Annotated in this window: 14 protein-coding genes; 13 read left to right on the top strand and 1 reads right to left on the bottom strand. The window is 44.0% G+C overall.

Annotated elements, in window-relative coordinates; genetic code table 11:
* The first annotated feature begins 74 nt into the window (after window positions 1-74).
* The 10 genes from EFY79_RS12910 (at window position 75) to EFY79_RS12855 (ending at window position 12,192) form a co-directional block, all read left to right on the top strand.
* Window positions 75-332, top strand: a complete 258-nt coding sequence (locus EFY79_RS12910; protein ID WP_199727528.1) for a PID-CTERM protein-sorting domain-containing protein — start codon at window positions 75-77, stop codon at window positions 330-332.
* Window positions 333-618: 286 nt separating this feature from the next.
* Window positions 619-1,365, top strand: a complete 747-nt coding sequence (locus EFY79_RS12905) for a polysaccharide biosynthesis/export family protein (protein WP_158605213.1) — start codon at window positions 619-621, stop codon at window positions 1,363-1,365.
* 12 nt (window positions 1,366-1,377) lie between these two features.
* Window positions 1,378-3,777, top strand: coding sequence for a GumC family protein (locus EFY79_RS12900; RefSeq protein ID WP_123121141.1), 2,400 nt, complete (start codon window positions 1,378-1,380; stop codon window positions 3,775-3,777).
* 175 nt (window positions 3,778-3,952) lie between these two features.
* Window positions 3,953-4,450 (top strand): UpxY family transcription antiterminator, encoded by a 498-nt coding sequence (locus tag EFY79_RS12895; protein WP_123121140.1) that lies wholly within the window; start codon window positions 3,953-3,955, stop codon window positions 4,448-4,450.
* A gap of 385 nt (window positions 4,451-4,835) precedes the next feature.
* Complete coding sequence (locus tag EFY79_RS12890) at window positions 4,836-5,231, top strand: GxxExxY protein (RefSeq protein WP_123121139.1); 396 nt, start codon at window positions 4,836-4,838, stop codon at window positions 5,229-5,231.
* Between the two features lie 751 nt (window positions 5,232-5,982).
* The gene (locus EFY79_RS12880) at window positions 5,983-6,909 is read left to right on the top strand and encodes a GDP-L-fucose synthase family protein (RefSeq protein ID WP_123121151.1); all 927 of its coding nucleotides are present in this window, start codon (window positions 5,983-5,985) and stop codon (window positions 6,907-6,909) included.
* A gap of 58 nt (window positions 6,910-6,967) precedes the next feature.
* Window positions 6,968-10,021: an asparagine synthase (glutamine-hydrolyzing) gene (gene asnB / locus EFY79_RS12875; protein ID WP_123121137.1), complete on the top strand. Its 3,054-nt coding sequence runs from the start codon at window positions 6,968-6,970 to the stop codon at window positions 10,019-10,021.
* Between the two features lie 81 nt (window positions 10,022-10,102).
* Complete coding sequence (locus EFY79_RS12870) at window positions 10,103-10,981, top strand: ABC transporter permease (protein WP_233577998.1); 879 nt, start codon at window positions 10,103-10,105, stop codon at window positions 10,979-10,981.
* A gap of 490 nt (window positions 10,982-11,471) precedes the next feature.
* The gene (locus tag EFY79_RS12860) at window positions 11,472-11,780 is read left to right on the top strand and encodes a nucleotidyltransferase family protein (protein ID WP_158605212.1); all 309 of its coding nucleotides are present in this window, start codon (window positions 11,472-11,474) and stop codon (window positions 11,778-11,780) included.
* Window positions 11,761-12,192, top strand: coding sequence for a HepT-like ribonuclease domain-containing protein (locus EFY79_RS12855; protein WP_123121134.1), 432 nt, complete (start codon window positions 11,761-11,763; stop codon window positions 12,190-12,192). The genes EFY79_RS12860 and EFY79_RS12855 overlap by 20 nt, the downstream gene beginning before the upstream one ends.
* A gap of 571 nt (window positions 12,193-12,763) precedes the next feature.
* Here EFY79_RS12855 and EFY79_RS12850 read toward each other — a convergent pair.
* A complete protein-coding gene (locus tag EFY79_RS12850; protein ID WP_123121133.1) occupies window positions 12,764-13,510 on the bottom strand; it encodes a YdcF family protein in 747 nt (248 codons plus the stop codon).
* A gap of 121 nt (window positions 13,511-13,631) precedes the next feature.
* Here EFY79_RS12850 and EFY79_RS12845 point away from each other — a divergent pair, with 121 nt between their 5' ends.
* The 3 genes from EFY79_RS12845 (at window position 13,632) to EFY79_RS21440 (ending at window position 14,785) form a co-directional block, all read left to right on the top strand.
* Window positions 13,632-13,925, top strand: coding sequence for a DUF6922 domain-containing protein (locus EFY79_RS12845; RefSeq protein WP_123121132.1), 294 nt, complete (start codon window positions 13,632-13,634; stop codon window positions 13,923-13,925).
* Window positions 13,880-14,488: a nucleotidyl transferase AbiEii/AbiGii toxin family protein gene (locus EFY79_RS12840; protein WP_123121131.1), complete on the top strand. Its 609-nt coding sequence runs from the start codon at window positions 13,880-13,882 to the stop codon at window positions 14,486-14,488. The genes EFY79_RS12845 and EFY79_RS12840 overlap by 46 nt, the downstream gene beginning before the upstream one ends.
* Window positions 14,489-14,611: 123 nt before the next feature.
* A complete protein-coding gene (locus tag EFY79_RS21440; protein ID WP_158605211.1) occupies window positions 14,612-14,785 on the top strand; it encodes a hypothetical protein in 174 nt (57 codons plus the stop codon).
* The last annotated feature ends 724 nt before the right edge of the window (window positions 14,786-15,509 follow it).

Below are 15,509 nucleotides of genomic sequence, written 5' to 3'. Positions count from 1 at the left end.
CATCGCCAATACGTGGCCTGTACCCGAGGTTTATAGCTATTTTTAATTAATTTTGCCACCCCTAATTCACTTGTATGAAAGCAAACTTAAAAAGATTTTTCATAATTGGAATTTCACTAATTATGTTTCTTTGCTCACCTGCGATAATAAACGCCCAGCCGGGGCCTGAGCCTGAACCACCCTGTGTAGGCCCTGACCCGCAAACCGGTGAGTGCCCGATCGACAGCGGCCTTTTATTCCTTATTGCAGCAGGAGCTGGCTATGGAATAAAAAAGGTGGTAGATTCGAGGAAGATAGGTGCCTTGAAAATCGCTGAAAACCAGGAAAAATAAAATTTAAAAACAAAATCCAGTAAAGTCATTGTCCCTTTCCAAAATTCAGGACATGCTTTTAAACAAACCTGCCGGCAGGCAAACACGAACAGTTCTTCTTTTAATGAGGTGGCCGTAGGAAAATTACCATCGTAGTCTCCCGCACTGAGTTGCATTTTTTCTTAAATTGCAGCCACCAAAAGAATTATCTTTCGTTTTTATTATCTCCACCCCACTGATTATGCATAAAAAAAGAAAGTTTCATCAATTGATATTACATTCTTTTCGATTAAAATTACCGTTTCCTTTGCAACCCGTATCTACCGGGGCCATCATTTGGCTGCTTTTCGCGGCTTTCTCAATTTCTTCATGCACCAGCACCAAAAACACCACTTACTTTCAGAATATTCCCAAAGACACCACGCTCACCAACCTGGTTTCCCCGAATTTTGAACCCAAAATAAGAGCGGGCGATCTGCTTGGCATCACCGTTTCAAGCCTGAGCCCGGAAAATACCGCCATCTATAATGCACCCCAAAATGCGGAAGGCACTTTGCTGGGATACGAAGTAGATTCAACCGGCAACATTGAATTTATAAAACTGGGCACACTTCACGTTGCCGGAATGACGCGCAAAGAACTGAAAGAAAAGCTCCAGAAAGATCTGACGCCTTACCTGGCTCAATGCGTGGTAGCAGTAGGATTTCTCAACAGGCATGTAACAATGATGGGTGCTGTATCGCCACAGGTGCTGCCGTTGCCTAATAATAAAATGACTATTTTGGATGCGCTTGCCGCAACCGGGGATATTGGCGAGAAAGGAAAAACCGATAATGTGCTCGTCATCCGCGACAAAGGCAATTCCAGGGAATTCAAGAGACTCAACCTTACGGATGAGTCAGTTTTTTATTCTCCGTACTTTTATCTGCAGCCTGATGATATCGTGTATGTACAACCTGTTAAAAAGAAAGCTGAAAATACCACAAGAATTATCGGGTACGTTACGTCAGGGTTATCCCTGTTAATATTCATTATTGACCGCATCATAAAATAGCCGCGCCGCTAAATGGACGAAGAACAATTTTTTAAGGAAAAAACAGATTCAAACATATTCAAGCAGGTTATCTACAAATACCTGCCCTTCTGGCCTTTGTTTGTAATTACGGTCAGCATTTCCATGCTGGTAGCCTATATCGACCTTCGTTCCAAAGTGCCTGTGTATGTAGCTTCTGCCAAAGTGCTCTTGAAAGACCCGCAGAAGTCCGGCGCGGATTCTAAAGTGCTGGATGCGTTGAATATTTTCGGTGAAAAAAAGATTGTTGACAATGAGATTGTAGTGCTAAGATCGCCCGACCTGATGCAGGAAGTGGTGAAGCAGCTCGACCTTTATGCGCCCGTGTATAATAAGGGTAATGTCAGAACCGAAGAATTATACGCCAGCAACTCGCCAATTCAGTTTATTGCCCTGGACAAGGAAAATCTGAACCTCTGGGGCACCTATTTTTTTTCTATCGACTGGAAAAAAAGGCTTGTGCACATTGACAACAGGAGCGTTCCCTTCAATTCGACCATAAACTTAAACAATACGCCAATCCAGCTACGGATTAATAATGACTATAATACAAACGTTACGGGTAAAAATTATTTTGTACGCTTTATGTCACCCGCAGGTGCTGCCGGCGGTATTGTCGGCGGATTAAAAATTTCGCCTTATTCTTATTCTTCTACCATTTTGAACGTTAGCCTGAATACGCCCGTGCCTGAAAAAGGACGGGATATCCTGGGAAAATTATTTGAGGTGTATAACATCAATGGCGTTGAAGACAAAAATGAAATTGCAGATAAAACGGTTAAATTCATAGACGATCGGCTGGATTTGGTTTCATCCCAACTGGATAGCGTAGAGCGAAAGATTGCCCATTTTCAATCGCAAACCTCCGCCGTGGATCTCAGCGCACAGGCCTCCGCTTATTTTGGGCAGGTTACCGATTTGGATAAACAAAACAGTGAAATTGATTTGAAGCTGGAAGGCCTGCAGGCCATCAGTAAATATATTGACACGAAAGGGCAGCAGCCCGGCACAGTGCCTTCATTATTGCTCGTAAGCGACCCCACATTATCAGGCTTGCTTGACAAATTATATACCGCCGAAACACAGGCACAGGCGCTAAAAAGTGTTACCGGCGAAAACAATGATGCCTTGGTCCTTGCCAATGCCGAAGTTGAGCGCATTAAGGGCGACATCAGGGAAAATATGAGGAATATCAGGAACAACCTCATGACCATAAAAAACCAGGTAAACAGCCAGATAGCTGCCAGCAATTACCTGCTCAAAAAAGTGCCTGAGCAGGAAAGGGTGTTTCTGGATATCAGCAGGCAGCAGGCCGTAAAGAATAATATCTACACCTACCTTCTTCAAAAAAGGGAAGAAACTGCCATCTCATCGGTGGCCACTACAGCAGATTTAAAAGTGGTAGAGTCGCCCACTTCAGGGGGACCTATTAGTCCTATCAGTAAAAATTTTTATTTGGCAGGCTTGGTTATCGGGCTCCTGTCGGGCGCTTTCATCGTACTCTTAAAAGAAATTTTCAGCCGTAAAGTATTGTTCCGTTCTGAAATTGAAGGGAAAATGGACGTTCCGATACTGGGCGAGCTTGTACAGGTTCCGGGAAAAGATCCGATCGCCATCATGGATGGGAAGCGCACCGTGATCGCCGAGCAGTTCAGGTCTATAAGGACTAACCTGGCATTTATGGGGCTTAACGAGAACCACAATACCTTAATGGTTACCTCAAGTGTGAGTGGGGAAGGGAAAAGCTTCATTGCCATTAACCTGGCCATTAGCTTTACGCTTACAGGTAAAAAAGTGGCGTTGATGGAGCTGGATCTCCGGAAGCCGAAACTCAGTAAAGTTTTGCAGGTGAAAAGAAATCCCGGGATTTCAACATTCCTGGCCGGTAAAAATACATTGGAAGAGATCATCAAGGAAACCGCCATTCCCGGCTTGTCGCTGATTTCCGCCGGGCCTATTCCTCCAAACCCTACAGAGCTCATCCAAAGCGAAAAATTTACGGAGCTTATGGCTGACTTGAAATCCCGCTTTGATTATGTGATTATGGATACCGCCCCGGTTTCACCGGTGACCGATGCCCAGTTATTACAGGCTTTTGCAGATATCAACTTATTTGTAATACGGCATGCGGTTACACCGCGGGTCTTTTTGCCTATGATAGATGCACTGCAAAAGCAAAAGAAATTTATGCACATGTGCCTTGTGTTTAATGGTATCAAACCGCGTGGATTTAATATTTACGGTTATGGATTTGGCGGGTATGGCAATGGCTATGGGTATGGATACGGCTATGGCTATGGTTATGGCTACGGCGGAGGATATGGAGGCGGCTATTATCTTGAAAAAAGAAAAGGCATTTTTGCCTCGCTGAAGGACTTCTTTACGCGGAAGTAAATTAGCGGAAATTCATTTGAAATCAACTCAGTTGCGGTGTGACTGAGAGCGGCGAAGCCGTGTTAAAGCTTAAAGCTAACAGCCATTAGCCAACAGCTAAAGGCTAAAAGCTAAAAGCTAAAAGCTAAAAGCTAACAGCTAACAGCTAATATCCAACAGCCAAAAGCTATCAACTATGGAAATAAAAAAGAACTGGTACGCTGTATACACAAAGCCGCGGTGGGAAAAGAAAGTAGCGGCGATGTTATTGGAAAAAGGAATTGAGAATTATTGCCCGATAAATAAAGTAATCCGGCAGTGGAGCGACAGGAAAAAGATGGTGATGGAGCCGGTATTCAAAGGCTATGTTTTTGTAAAGCTCGAAGAAAATAAAAAGTGGCAGGTAAAGGACGTAAATGGCATTTTAAATTTCGTGTATTGGCTGGGCAAGCCAGCCGTTATTCGTGACGAGGAAATTGATACCATCCGTAAATTCCTGAACGAATTTGAAGATGTGCAGGTAGAGCCAAAAGGCGTGGTGGTGAACAGTGAAGTGCGCATCCGCCAGGGCGTTTTGATGAATTATCATGGTATTGTGGTGGAAGTATTAGGAAACAGGGCAGTAGTAAAAATAGAGACGCTTGACATCCAGTTGAGCGCCCATTTTGACAAAAAAAACCTCGAGCCGGTATAGGTCGCTGCCAGCCTGAGCTTAGCCTGCCCAGAGCTTGTCGAAGGGTCGAAGGGAGCCTGATCTTAGCCTTTGATGCGATAAATTTATTTTTACAGTGAATGTCAGCCTGAGCTTGTCGAAGGCGGTGTTAGTACAATGCAACATTTTTTTTTGTCGTGCTTCGACAAGCTCAGCATGACAAAAAAAAGACATCCATCTTTTAAATGCGATAAACTCAGTGCTTGTACTAAATGTCATCCTGAGCCTGTCATCCTGAGCCTGTCATCCTGAGCCTGTCGAAGGGAGCCTGAGCTTAGCCTGCCCTGAGGAATTCGAAGGGTCGAAGAGAGCCTTGAGCCTGGCGTGCCCAGAGGCTTGGTACGCCCCTTTGTCGAAAAGAAATAAAATGCTTTATTCCGGTTTAACAGAAAAGGAAGAATTTTTAGCAACAGGGATAGTTGATGCCGCTTTCAGAGTACATAGAGAATTAGGTCCAGGATTATTAGAAAAAGTATATGAAGTTTGCTTTTGCTATGAGCTTTCAGCTAAGGATATTCCTTTCAAACGCCAGGTCGATTTGCCTATTCATTATAAGAGCAAACTATTTTTTGAGGAAGGAGTCCGGTTAGACGTTTTGGTAGATGATCTTGTCATTTGTGAATTGAAATCAGTGTTGGAAATTCATCCTGTATGGCTTAAACAAATAACAAGTCATTTAAAGCTTACAGGATTGAGATTGGGGTTTCTAATCAATTTCAATGTGCCTCTCATAAAGGATGGAATAAAAAGGTTCATAATGTAACCCCTTCGTGCACCTTCGAGTCCTTAGCGACTTCGAGTGAAAAAAAAAGCAGCCTTGGCACACCAGGCTACGAAGCACACAAAGTATCACAAAGAGAACTCTTCGTGCTCCTTCGAGCCCTTAGGGCCTTCGAGTGAAAGAAAAAACAGCCTTGGCACACCAGCCACGAAGCACACAAAGTTTCACAAAGAGAAACCCCTTCGAGTGAAAGAAAAAAAGAGAGCCTCACGCACCAAGCCACCAAGCGCACAAAGGTTCACGAAGAGAACCCCCAACTTTGTGCACCTTCGAGCCCTTAGAGACTTCGAGCGAAAGAAAAAAGGCAGCGTCTTCGCACCAAGCCACGAAGCACACAAAGTTTCAGCCTTGGCACATCAAGCCACGAAGCACACAAAGTTTCACAAAGAGAAACCCCTTCGAGCTCCTTCGAGTCCTTAGCGACTTCGAGTGAAAGAAAAAGCGTTCCTGGCACACCAGGCCACGAAGCAAACAAAGTATCACAAAGAGCCCCTTCGTGCTCCCTCGAGCCCTTAGGGCCTTCGAGTGAAAGAAAAAAAGAGAGCCTCACGCACCAAGCCACCAAGCGCACAAAGGTTCACGAAGAGAACCCCCAACTTCGTGCACCTTCGAGCCCTTAGAGACTTCGAGCGAAAGAAAAAAGGCAGCGTCTTCGCACCAGGCCACGAAGCACACAAAGTATCACAAAGAGAACCCCTTCGTGCCCTTAAAACTTCATATGAAAAAAAACATCATGGAAAAAAACTCAAAAATATACGTTGCCGGCCATCGCGGCCTCGTGGGCAGTGCTATTGTCCGCAAATTAGAAAAGGAAGGCTATCAAAATTTAATCCTGCGCACCTCTTCCCAGGTAGATCTCCGCGACCAACAGGCCGTAAAGGACTTTTTCGAAAAAGAAAAACCCGAATATGTTTTTATGGCGGCGGCAAAAGTAGGCGGCATCAATGCCAACAATACCCACCCGGCAGAATTTTTATACGACAACCTGTGCATCCAAAATAATGTCATTCACCAGTCTTACAAAAACCAGGTAAAAAAATTATTGTTTTTAGGAAGCAGCTGTATCTATCCGAAAAATGCACCACAACCCATAAAAGAAGAATATTTACTGAGCGGCTATCTTGAACCTACTAACGATGCCTATGCAATTGCTAAAATAGCAGGTATCAAGATGTGCCAGTCGTATCATAAGCAATACGGCTCCAATTTTATCAGCGCGATGCCCACCAACTTATATGGCCCCGGCGATAACTATGATCTGAAGAATTCGCACGTATTACCCGCGCTTCTCCGCAAATTTCATGAAGCCAAAGAAAAGGGGGAAGCGAATGTTACTATATGGGGCACTGGTAAGCCGCGCCGTGAATTTCTCCACTCAGACGATCTTGCCGAAGCCTGTCTTTTCCTGATGGAACATTACAATGATCCCGCAATAATTAACATAGGCGTTGGAAAAGATATCTCAATCGGCGAAATGGCACAAATGATAAAAAAAATATCCGGCTATAATGGTGAACTCATTTTTGACACATCAATGCCGGATGGCACTTTTCAAAAGCTGCTCGATGTAAGCAAACTCAATGCACTCGGATGGCAGGCAAAAATTGGTTTTGAAGAAGGACTGAAAAAAACCTACGAAGAATATCAATTAGCCAATTAGCTAATTATCAAATCACACATTAGCACATCAGCTAATCAGCTAATTATCACATTAAACAGTGTGTAGAATCTCCGGCATATTAAACAAAAATTTACCCGTTGCGGCGCTAAGACCCATGGTAAAGGAGATGTGTACCATCATGAAAAATGGCGGCCCTGATGATGAAGGAATATTTTCAGATGAGCAGCGCCACCTTGTTTTGGGCCACCGGCGGCTGTCGCTGATCGACTTGTCTCCGGCGGGGCATCAGCCTATGGCCGATATAACCGGCAGGTATGTGATAAGCTTCAACGGGGAAATTTATAATTACGGTGAAATAAAAAAAGAGCTGTTAATAGCTGGCTATTCGTTTAAAACCGGCACTGATACCGAAGTAATCCTGGTGGCATTCGCTGCCTGGGGCGCCCGCGCATTTGAAAAATTCAATGGCATGTTTGCCTTTGCCCTGTGGGATACAAAGGAGGCCAGGCTTTATCTCGTGCGCGATCCGTCAGGCATAAAGCCCTTGTATTATGCCGCCGCCCCTGAAGGCATCGCATTTTCTTCGGAGATTCGTGGCTTGAGGCCTGTTCCCTGGCTTCAGGAAGAAAATAAAGACTGGCCGGTTTTTTTACTGGCGTATGGCCATTTGCCTGAGCCGGTTACTGTGCTGCAAAAAGTAAAGCCACTCCAAAAAGGCACTTACCTGTGTTTTGATGTGGCAACGGGAAATATTGACCTACAATCATTTAAAAAATTTGAATTCTCCTCAACAATCGTCCACAGGCAGGAGGCCATTCAGCATATCCGGGAAGACCTGCACAAGTCGGTAAGCCGCCATTTGATAGCAGATGCGCCCATCGGCGTTTTCCTGAGCGGGGGCGTAGATTCCGGCATCATTTCTTTATTGGCTTCTGAAGATAAAAAAGCACAGCTAAACACGCTATCCCTTCATTTCCAGGAAAATGATTTTTCAGAGAAAAAATACCAGGATTATCTCCTCAAAAAAATGAATTGCCGCAGCAACCAGCACCTGCTGAAGGAAAATGAGTTTACTCACTTTCTGCCCCAAATCCTGGACGACATGGACCAGCCGAGCTGTGATGGCATCAACACCTGGTTTATCAGTAAATATGCCAGGGAAAAGGGTTTGAAGGCGGTATTATCAGGTATTGGCGGCGATGAATTGTATGGCGGCTATCCCTCCTTTTCAAGGATGAAAAAGGTGAAATTTTTAAAAAACGTACCCAATTCAATTTTAAGGTCAGGAAAATATGCCGGGCAGAAAGCGCTGAAGCGCCTTTGTTACTTAAGCATTGATGGCCCCGTGGGCAAATACCTTTTCCTTCGCGGCCAGTTTATTCCTTCAGAAATTGCTTACCAGCTTAATATGCCCGAACAGGAGGTCTGGCGCATTTTGAGCGGACAGCCGGTTTTAGAAAATATTGATGCTTTGGATCCATTCGACCAGGCAAGTTGGGTTGAGCTCAACCTTTTTATGCAAAACCAGTTGCTGCGCGATGTGGATGTAATGGGCATGGCCCACGGAATTGAAATACGCGTTCCCTTCCTCGACAGGGATTTTGTAGATCTGTCCATGAGCATAAAAAGCAGTTTGAAGGAGGCCGCCTTACCCAAAAAGCTGCTGATTGATGCGTTCAAAAATATTTTGCCTGAGCCCGTGTGGAACAGGCCCAAGATGGGTTTTGGATTCCCCTTCAAAAAGTGGCTTTCAGAAAGCGAATACATTAAGTCGGTGGTAGATACCGAAGCAGTGAATTACAAAAATTTCGTTTCCGGCCAGATGCACTGGTCACAGTTTTTATCATTGATTTTGGTTCAAAACCGGGGCGGAGAGAGGGCGGTTGGTAGCCGGGATGCCAAAGCCATCGTTAGCCATAGCCAAGGTAACGGAGCTGCCGGTAAGCCAGCAAAAAACAGGGATAAAATTCTTTTTTTAACCTTAAGGACATTTTCCCTGACCGGGGGAATTGAAAAAGTAAGTAAGGTGGCAGGCAAAGCGCTTTATGATCTGTGTAAAGAATCGGGTGTCGATTTTTCTGTTTTTTCCATGTATGATGAAAGCAGTGATATCGACGAAAAATATTTTCCCAAAAATCATTTTACCGGTTTTGGCATCCAAAGAGTACAATTCACACGAAAAGCGGTTTCCGCCGGCATCAATAGCAATGTGGTGATTCTCAGCCATATCAATTTACTCCCTGTCGGCTTTATGGTTAAATTAATCTCGCCAAAAACCCGCTTAATTCTTCTTACTCATGGCATTGAGGCCTGGGTACCTTTCACAGGGTTTAAAAAACAGATGCTGCTGAAATGTGACCAAATCCTCTCGGTAAGCCGGTTCACTAAAGACGCGCTCGTACAGTTAAACCATTTTCCTGCAAATAAAATACAGGTGCTTAACAATTGTCTTGACCCGTTTTTGGCAAAGCCATTGCAAGCAAACAAGGATGCAAGCCTGTTGGCCAAATACAACCTCAGCAACGACGATACGGTGTTGATGACGCTCACGCGGCTTGCCTTCAGGGAAAGATATAAGGGATACGACCAGGTGATTGAAAGCCTGGCAGCGTTAAGAAAAACAAGCCCCCGGCTAAAATACCTCATCGTTGGTAAATACGATCGGCAAGAGAAAAACCGGCTTGACATATTATTGGAAAAACGGAACCTCACCAACGAAGTCATTTTTACCGGTTTTGTTCCTGATGAAGAACTTGCCTTGCATTTTAACCTTGCCGACATTTACATCATGCCCAGCACCAAGGAAGGCTTTGGAATTGTGTTTATAGAATCCATGTACTACAATAAGCCGGTGATTGCAGGAAACAAAGACGGCTCTGTGGATGCCTTATTAAATGGAAAGTTGGGATTGCTCGTAGACCCGGGCAACCAGGAGGAAATTTCAGAATCCATACGGAAAATCATTGCAGATCGCGAAACTTATATGCCCGACCGCCAATTGCTGATGGAAAATTTTAGTTTCCCCGTCTATAAGGAAAAATGGAGAAGCATATTAGCCCGTTTGGGAATGATTCCGGCGAAAGCGCAAACGGATATTCATAGTAAAGAAAGAAATAACGCAGATTTATATTCCGCGCCTTTAAATTATTGACAAAGCGCTCTAAACCCTAAACCCTAAACCCTAAACCCTAAACCCTCAACCCTCAACCCTCAACCCTCAACCCTCAACCCCTTGCCATCCCCAAATACATACCACCCTCAAACCGAAGACGGCGGCTGGGATATGGTAATCAGGCCCAAAGCCAATCTCTTTGACCTGAACCTGAAGGAGGTTTGGAAATACCGCGACTTGCTGGTGCTTTTTGTAAAGCGCGACTTCATTGCGCAGTACAAACAAACCATTTTAGGCCCCCTCTGGCATTTAATTCAGCCGGTTTTCACGATTGTGATGTACCTGCTGATTTTCGGAAAGATTGCGAATATCCCCACCGACGGCGTGCACCCGGTTTTATTCTATATGAGCGGCATTGCCATCTGGACGTATTTCTCCAGTTGTCTCAATTCCACCTCCAATACGTTTGTGGCCAATGCGGGCATTTTTGGTAAAGTGTATTTTCCGCGGCTGGTTATTCCGCTGTCAAGCGTGTTATCGAATATTGTAAAATTCGGCATCCAGTTTTTGTTGTTACTGGCCATGATGGCGTTTTATTCTTTCAAAGGCTATCCCATCCATTTTGGAATGTCATGGCTTTGGATACCCGTGTTATTATTCATGATGGCCGGATTGGGGCTGGGTTTGGGCATCATCATCAGTTCGCTCACCACCAAGTACCGCGACCTTACTGTGCTGATCGGTTTTGCGGTGCAATTGCTGATGTATGTTACGCCTATTGTGTACCCGTTGTCGTACGTAAAAAATAAATCTTACGGAAAGTTCATAGAATGGAACCCGCTTACGCCGATTGTAGAATCCTGGAAATACGCCCTTTTCGGCAAGGGTACCTTTGACATAGCCGGCCTCTTATACAGCACCGGTTTCATCGCCGTAGTGCTTTTTTTGGGCCTCCTGATTTTCAGCAAGGTGGAAAAGACATTTATGGATACGGTGTAATGGTGAATGGTGATTAGTAAATGGTGAATGATGACTGGTCAGTCTGTCATGCTTCCGGCACTTCGGGACTTCGGGTGAAAGAAAGGGCAGCGTCTTCGCACCAAGCCACGAAGCACACAAAGTTTCACAAAGAGAAAGCCCTTCGTGCTCCTCCGAGCCCTTAGCGCCTTTGAGTGAAAGAAAAAAAAGGCAGTCTCAGCGCACCAAGCCACGAAGCACACAAAGTTTCACAAAGAGAAAGCCCTTCGTGCTCTTAGAGACTTCGAGTGAAAGAAAAAAACAGCCTTGGCGCACCAAGCCACCAAGGCACACAAAGGCTCACGAAGAGAACCGCTCCTTCAAGCCCTTCGGGACTTCGGGTGAAAGAAAAAAAACAGTCTTGGCACACAAAGCCACCAAGCGCACAAAGGTTCACGAAGGGGTTAGTAAGAGCCACTGAAACTTTCATTGCCTCCATTCGTGAAAATTCGTGAAATTAGTAGCTATAAAAATGCTTCCATCTACTGACCATATCATTTCAATTATTAAAAAAGAGCAGCCGTATCTGGAAAGCCGCTATTTTATAAAGCATCTTGATTTGTATGGAAGCTTCGCTAAACAACAACAGCATTCAAAAAGCGATGTAGATCTTTTGTATACAACTTTTCCCAATGGTACCATGACTTTGGCGAGGCTAAAATCTTTTGAAAACTACTTATCTCAATTATTGAGCATTGAGAAAATAGAGCTGGTAAACAAACAGTCTGTTAACCCGGTAATCGCGAAAAATCTTGAAAACTATGCCATCTCCATTTTCTGAAAAAAACGCGCTTTACCTGCTTACCATTTTAGAAGCGCTTCAGAAAATAAAGATATACGCCAGGAATTACCCGGATGCTGAGTCTCTGTTTGAGGCAGAAGATCAAATGCCTTACAATGGTATTTGCCACCTTTTATTGGCTATAGGAGAAGAAAGTAAAAAGATAGAAATAACGTTAAAAGAAACCCAGAGCTTTATATCATGGGATGAAATCGCTGGCCTTCGCAACAGAATCGCACATGATTACAGGGGAATAGATAAGGACATCGTTTTTCAAATTGTAAAACATGAACTGGATACCTTACAAAAAGCCTGTGAAAAACTATTACAACAATTGAATTTACCGGAGAATAACCTGGATAGTTTATTGCGAAATCCCTTTTACAAGCATCTGGCCTATTTGCGCCAGTAGTACGGTAGGTTGACAGGTTTAAATAGGTCGCCATCTAAGATGATAGAAAGAAATGAAATATTAAATCCACTACAAAATTTTAAACCTCCCTTGGAAAAAGCGGTCCCTTCGTGCTCCTTAGGGTCCTTAGAGCCTTTGAGTGAAAAAAAAGAGAGCCACTCACATCAAGGCACTAAGCACACAAAGTTTCACAAAGAAAAATCCCTTCGTGCTCTTTCGGCCACTTCGGCCTACGAGTGAAAGAAAAAAAGCAGCCTTGACGCACCAAGCCACCAAGAACACAAAGGTTCACGAAGCGAACCACTTCTTCGTGCTCCTTCGAGCCCTTAGAGCCTTCGTGTGAAAGAAAAGAAAGGAGCCACTCACACCAAGCCACCAGGCGCACCAGGTTTCACGAAGAGAAACCCCTTCGTGCAACTTTGAGCTGTTCGAGCCTTTGAGTGAAAAAAAGAGAGCCTCACGCACCAAGCCACCAGGCACACAAAGTTTCACGAAGAGAAAACCCTTCGTGCTTCTTCGAGTCCTTCGAGCCTTCGTGTTAAAGAAAAAAAGGCAGCGTTGTTGAAAACCACTACCGAATCTTATACCATAAATATGCAAAAGACTCTTTCAGATACCGCTCCCAGTCCAACAACGAAGAAGGTCTTGGTACAAAATCAGAAAAAGTAACCGGCCCTCTTCCATCGGTATAATTACAAGGATAGGGAATAACATGAAGTCCGGTTCTTTCGAAGATCAACTTTGCGCGGGGCATATGAAAAGCAGAAGTGATCAGCAAATAGGGCGGGGGAAAATGCAGCGAATCCAGCAGCCGTTTAGAATTAACCGCATTATCTGCCGTATTATCCGAGCGATCTTCCGTATAAATAACAGAATCAGGCACACCGGCAGCAATAAATTGTTTCTTTGCCCAGTGCGCCTCCCGAAAAGAAGCGTCATCGCTTTTGCCATTTCCACCGGAAATCAAAATGTGACTAATCTTCCCGGTTTGGTATAAAAGCAGGGTTTGAATAAAACGGTCGGAGGAAATGTTGAAATAACCGCGGCCTTGCGCATCAGGACTGCCAAAGCCGCCGGTAACAATACCACAAGAGTAGTTGCCGGCAGCAGAAAGTTCTATCGGTTTTGGCTGCCACCAGCGTGCATATAGATTTAAAAGCGCGGAGTTGCCAAATACAATAAAAAGGCAAACCGCAAAAATGAAACAGCATCTTTTTGCAGCGCGTTTTTTAAAGATCCAACCGGCTATAAGCAAGATAATAATCCAGTTCCAGGGAGATAAGAGCAACGATAAAATGGTGGAAGCAAACTGATGCATTCATTTAATTTTGCTAAAAATAATTGAAATACCATCAACAAGAAATTATAGGACCCTAAATAAAATTCAGTCATAAAAGTTCGTTTACTGCAACTCATTATTTATCATTCATAACCCATTCATGAAGCTTACAAAATTTTCAAACCATCTTTTCTGGGACGTGAACAGGGATCAACTGGACCTTGAAAAGGACAAAAGTTTCATTATTCACCGCGTGCTCACATACGGGCTTTGGCAGGACTGGCTCCTTATCAGGGATTATTTCGGAGTTGATGACATTGCCCAAACCGCTATGAAGTTCAAAGAACTCGATTCGAAAAGCCTTGCATTTATTTCGGCGGTTTCAGAAACAGACGTTCATAAATTCAGATGTTACATTACCAAACAATCGGTGCCGAAACACTGGAACTTTTAAAAAAGTTGCAGCGGCTTGATATCTTAAAAGAAACGCTGCTTGCCGGTGGCACCGGACTTGCTTTGCAATTAGGTCACCGGAAATCTATTGATATAGATCTGTTCGGAAAGGTAGCTGCATCTTCAATTGATCTTGATGCAGAACTGAACGAAATGGCGGATGTAAAGAAGTTGAAAGAATCGAAGAATATTCACATCTATTTGCTGGACAACATTAAGGTGGACATTGTTAACTATCAATACCCCTGGATTGGACCTTCCGTTGTGAAAGATACGATCCGTATTGCATCCTTTCAGGATATTGCGGCCATGAAAATTGCAGCTATAACGGGCAGGGGTAGTCGTAAAGATTTTATTGATTTATATTTCCTCCTGCAGCAATATACTTTGCAAGAAATCATCAGGTTCTATATGGAGAAATACAACGATGGTTCTGAATTTTTAGCAATAAAGAGTATAGTTTATTTTGAAGATGCTGAGAGTGATCCAATGCCTGAAATGCTCATCCCTGTTTCATGGAAGGAAGTCAAAGCATCCATTTTAAGCACTCACAAAAAATATTGATAAAGCAAATTTGTTTCTCATAATTCACTATTGACGATTTAGCATTCACTCACAATTCATAACTCACGCAAGTAGGGCAAAAGTGCCTGGTTACCAAACATAATAAAAATGCAAACGGACAAAATGAAACAGCATCTTTTAACGATGCGCTTTCTAAAAATCCAACCGGCTACCAGCAAAATAAGTATCCAGTTCCAGGGAGATAAGAAGAACGACACCACAGCAGAGGCGAAGGGATACATTCGTTTTATTTTGGTAAAAATAAGGGAAAAGCCCACTTCGACAAGCTCAGAGTGATGGTTGAAGGTTGATGGTTGAAGGTTGCCAATTTAATGCGATACATTAAGTTTAAAAGTGAATGTCAGCCTGAGCTTAGCCTGCCCTGAGTAGTCGAAGGGTCGAAGGCGTCTTTAATGCAACAAACTCACTTCTATAATGAATGTCAGCCTGAGCTTAGCCTGCCCTGAGTAGTCGAAGCGTGCTAAAAAAGAACAATTCACACGAAGCCCCCAACGTTCACGAAGTGAACTATCTTCGTGTACCTTAGAGCCCTTCGAGACTTGGTGTGAAAGAAAATTGGTGTGAAAGAACAAGAGCAGCCCTTCACACGAAGCCACAAAGCCCGCAAAGTATCACGAAGTGAAACTCCTTCGAGCCCTTCACGCCTTTGTGTGAAAGAAAATTTGTGTGAAAGAACAAGAGCAGCCCTTCACACAAAGCCACAAAGCCCACAAAGTATCACGAAGTGAAACTCCTTCGAGCCCTTCGGGACTTGGTGTGAAAGAAAATTGGTGTGAAAGAACAAGAGCAGCCCTTCACACGAAGCCATAAAGCCCACAAAGTATCACGAAGTGCAACTCCTTCGGGCCCTTCGGGACTTTGTGTGAAAGAAACTTGGTGTGAAAGAACAAGAGCAGCCCTTCACACAAAGCCACAAAGCCCACAAAGTATCACGAAGTGAAACTCCTTCGAGCCCTTCGGGACTTGGTGTGAAAGAAAATTTGTGTGAAAGAACAAGAGC

The sequence above is a fragment of the Hanamia caeni genome (assembly GCF_003721595.1).
In the GTDB taxonomy this organism is placed as follows: Bacteria; Bacteroidota; Bacteroidia; order Chitinophagales; family Chitinophagaceae; genus Ginsengibacter; species Ginsengibacter caeni.
Note: the sequence above shows the minus strand (reverse complement) of the source record. Positions and strands in the feature narration are given on the sequence as shown.

Excerpts from the sequence above, each read along its gene's own strand:
- EFY79_RS12910 (WP_199727528.1), top strand. The coding sequence starts at position 75 with ATGAAAGCAAACTTAAAAAGATTTTTCATAATTGGAATTTCACTAATT.
- EFY79_RS12900 (WP_123121141.1), top strand. The coding sequence starts at position 1,378 with ATGGACGAAGAACAATTTTTTAAGGAAAAAACAGATTCAAACATATTC.
- EFY79_RS12895 (WP_123121140.1), top strand. The coding sequence starts at position 3,953 with ATGGAAATAAAAAAGAACTGGTACGCTGTATACACAAAGCCGCGGTGG.
- EFY79_RS12890 (WP_123121139.1), top strand. The coding sequence starts at position 4,836 with ATGCTTTATTCCGGTTTAACAGAAAAGGAAGAATTTTTAGCAACAGGG.
- EFY79_RS12880 (WP_123121151.1), top strand. The coding sequence starts at position 5,983 with ATGGAAAAAAACTCAAAAATATACGTTGCCGGCCATCGCGGCCTCGTG.
- EFY79_RS12860 (WP_158605212.1), top strand. The coding sequence starts at position 11,472 with ATGCTTCCATCTACTGACCATATCATTTCAATTATTAAAAAAGAGCAG.
- EFY79_RS12855 (WP_123121134.1), top strand. The coding sequence starts at position 11,761 with ATGCCATCTCCATTTTCTGAAAAAAACGCGCTTTACCTGCTTACCATT.
- EFY79_RS12850 (WP_123121133.1), bottom strand. The coding sequence starts at position 13,510 with ATGCATCAGTTTGCTTCCACCATTTTATCGTTGCTCTTATCTCCCTGG.
- EFY79_RS12845 (WP_123121132.1), top strand. The coding sequence starts at position 13,632 with ATGAAGCTTACAAAATTTTCAAACCATCTTTTCTGGGACGTGAACAGG.
- EFY79_RS12840 (WP_123121131.1), top strand. The coding sequence starts at position 13,880 with ATGTTACATTACCAAACAATCGGTGCCGAAACACTGGAACTTTTAAAA.
- EFY79_RS21440 (WP_158605211.1), top strand. The coding sequence starts at position 14,612 with ATGAAACAGCATCTTTTAACGATGCGCTTTCTAAAAATCCAACCGGCT.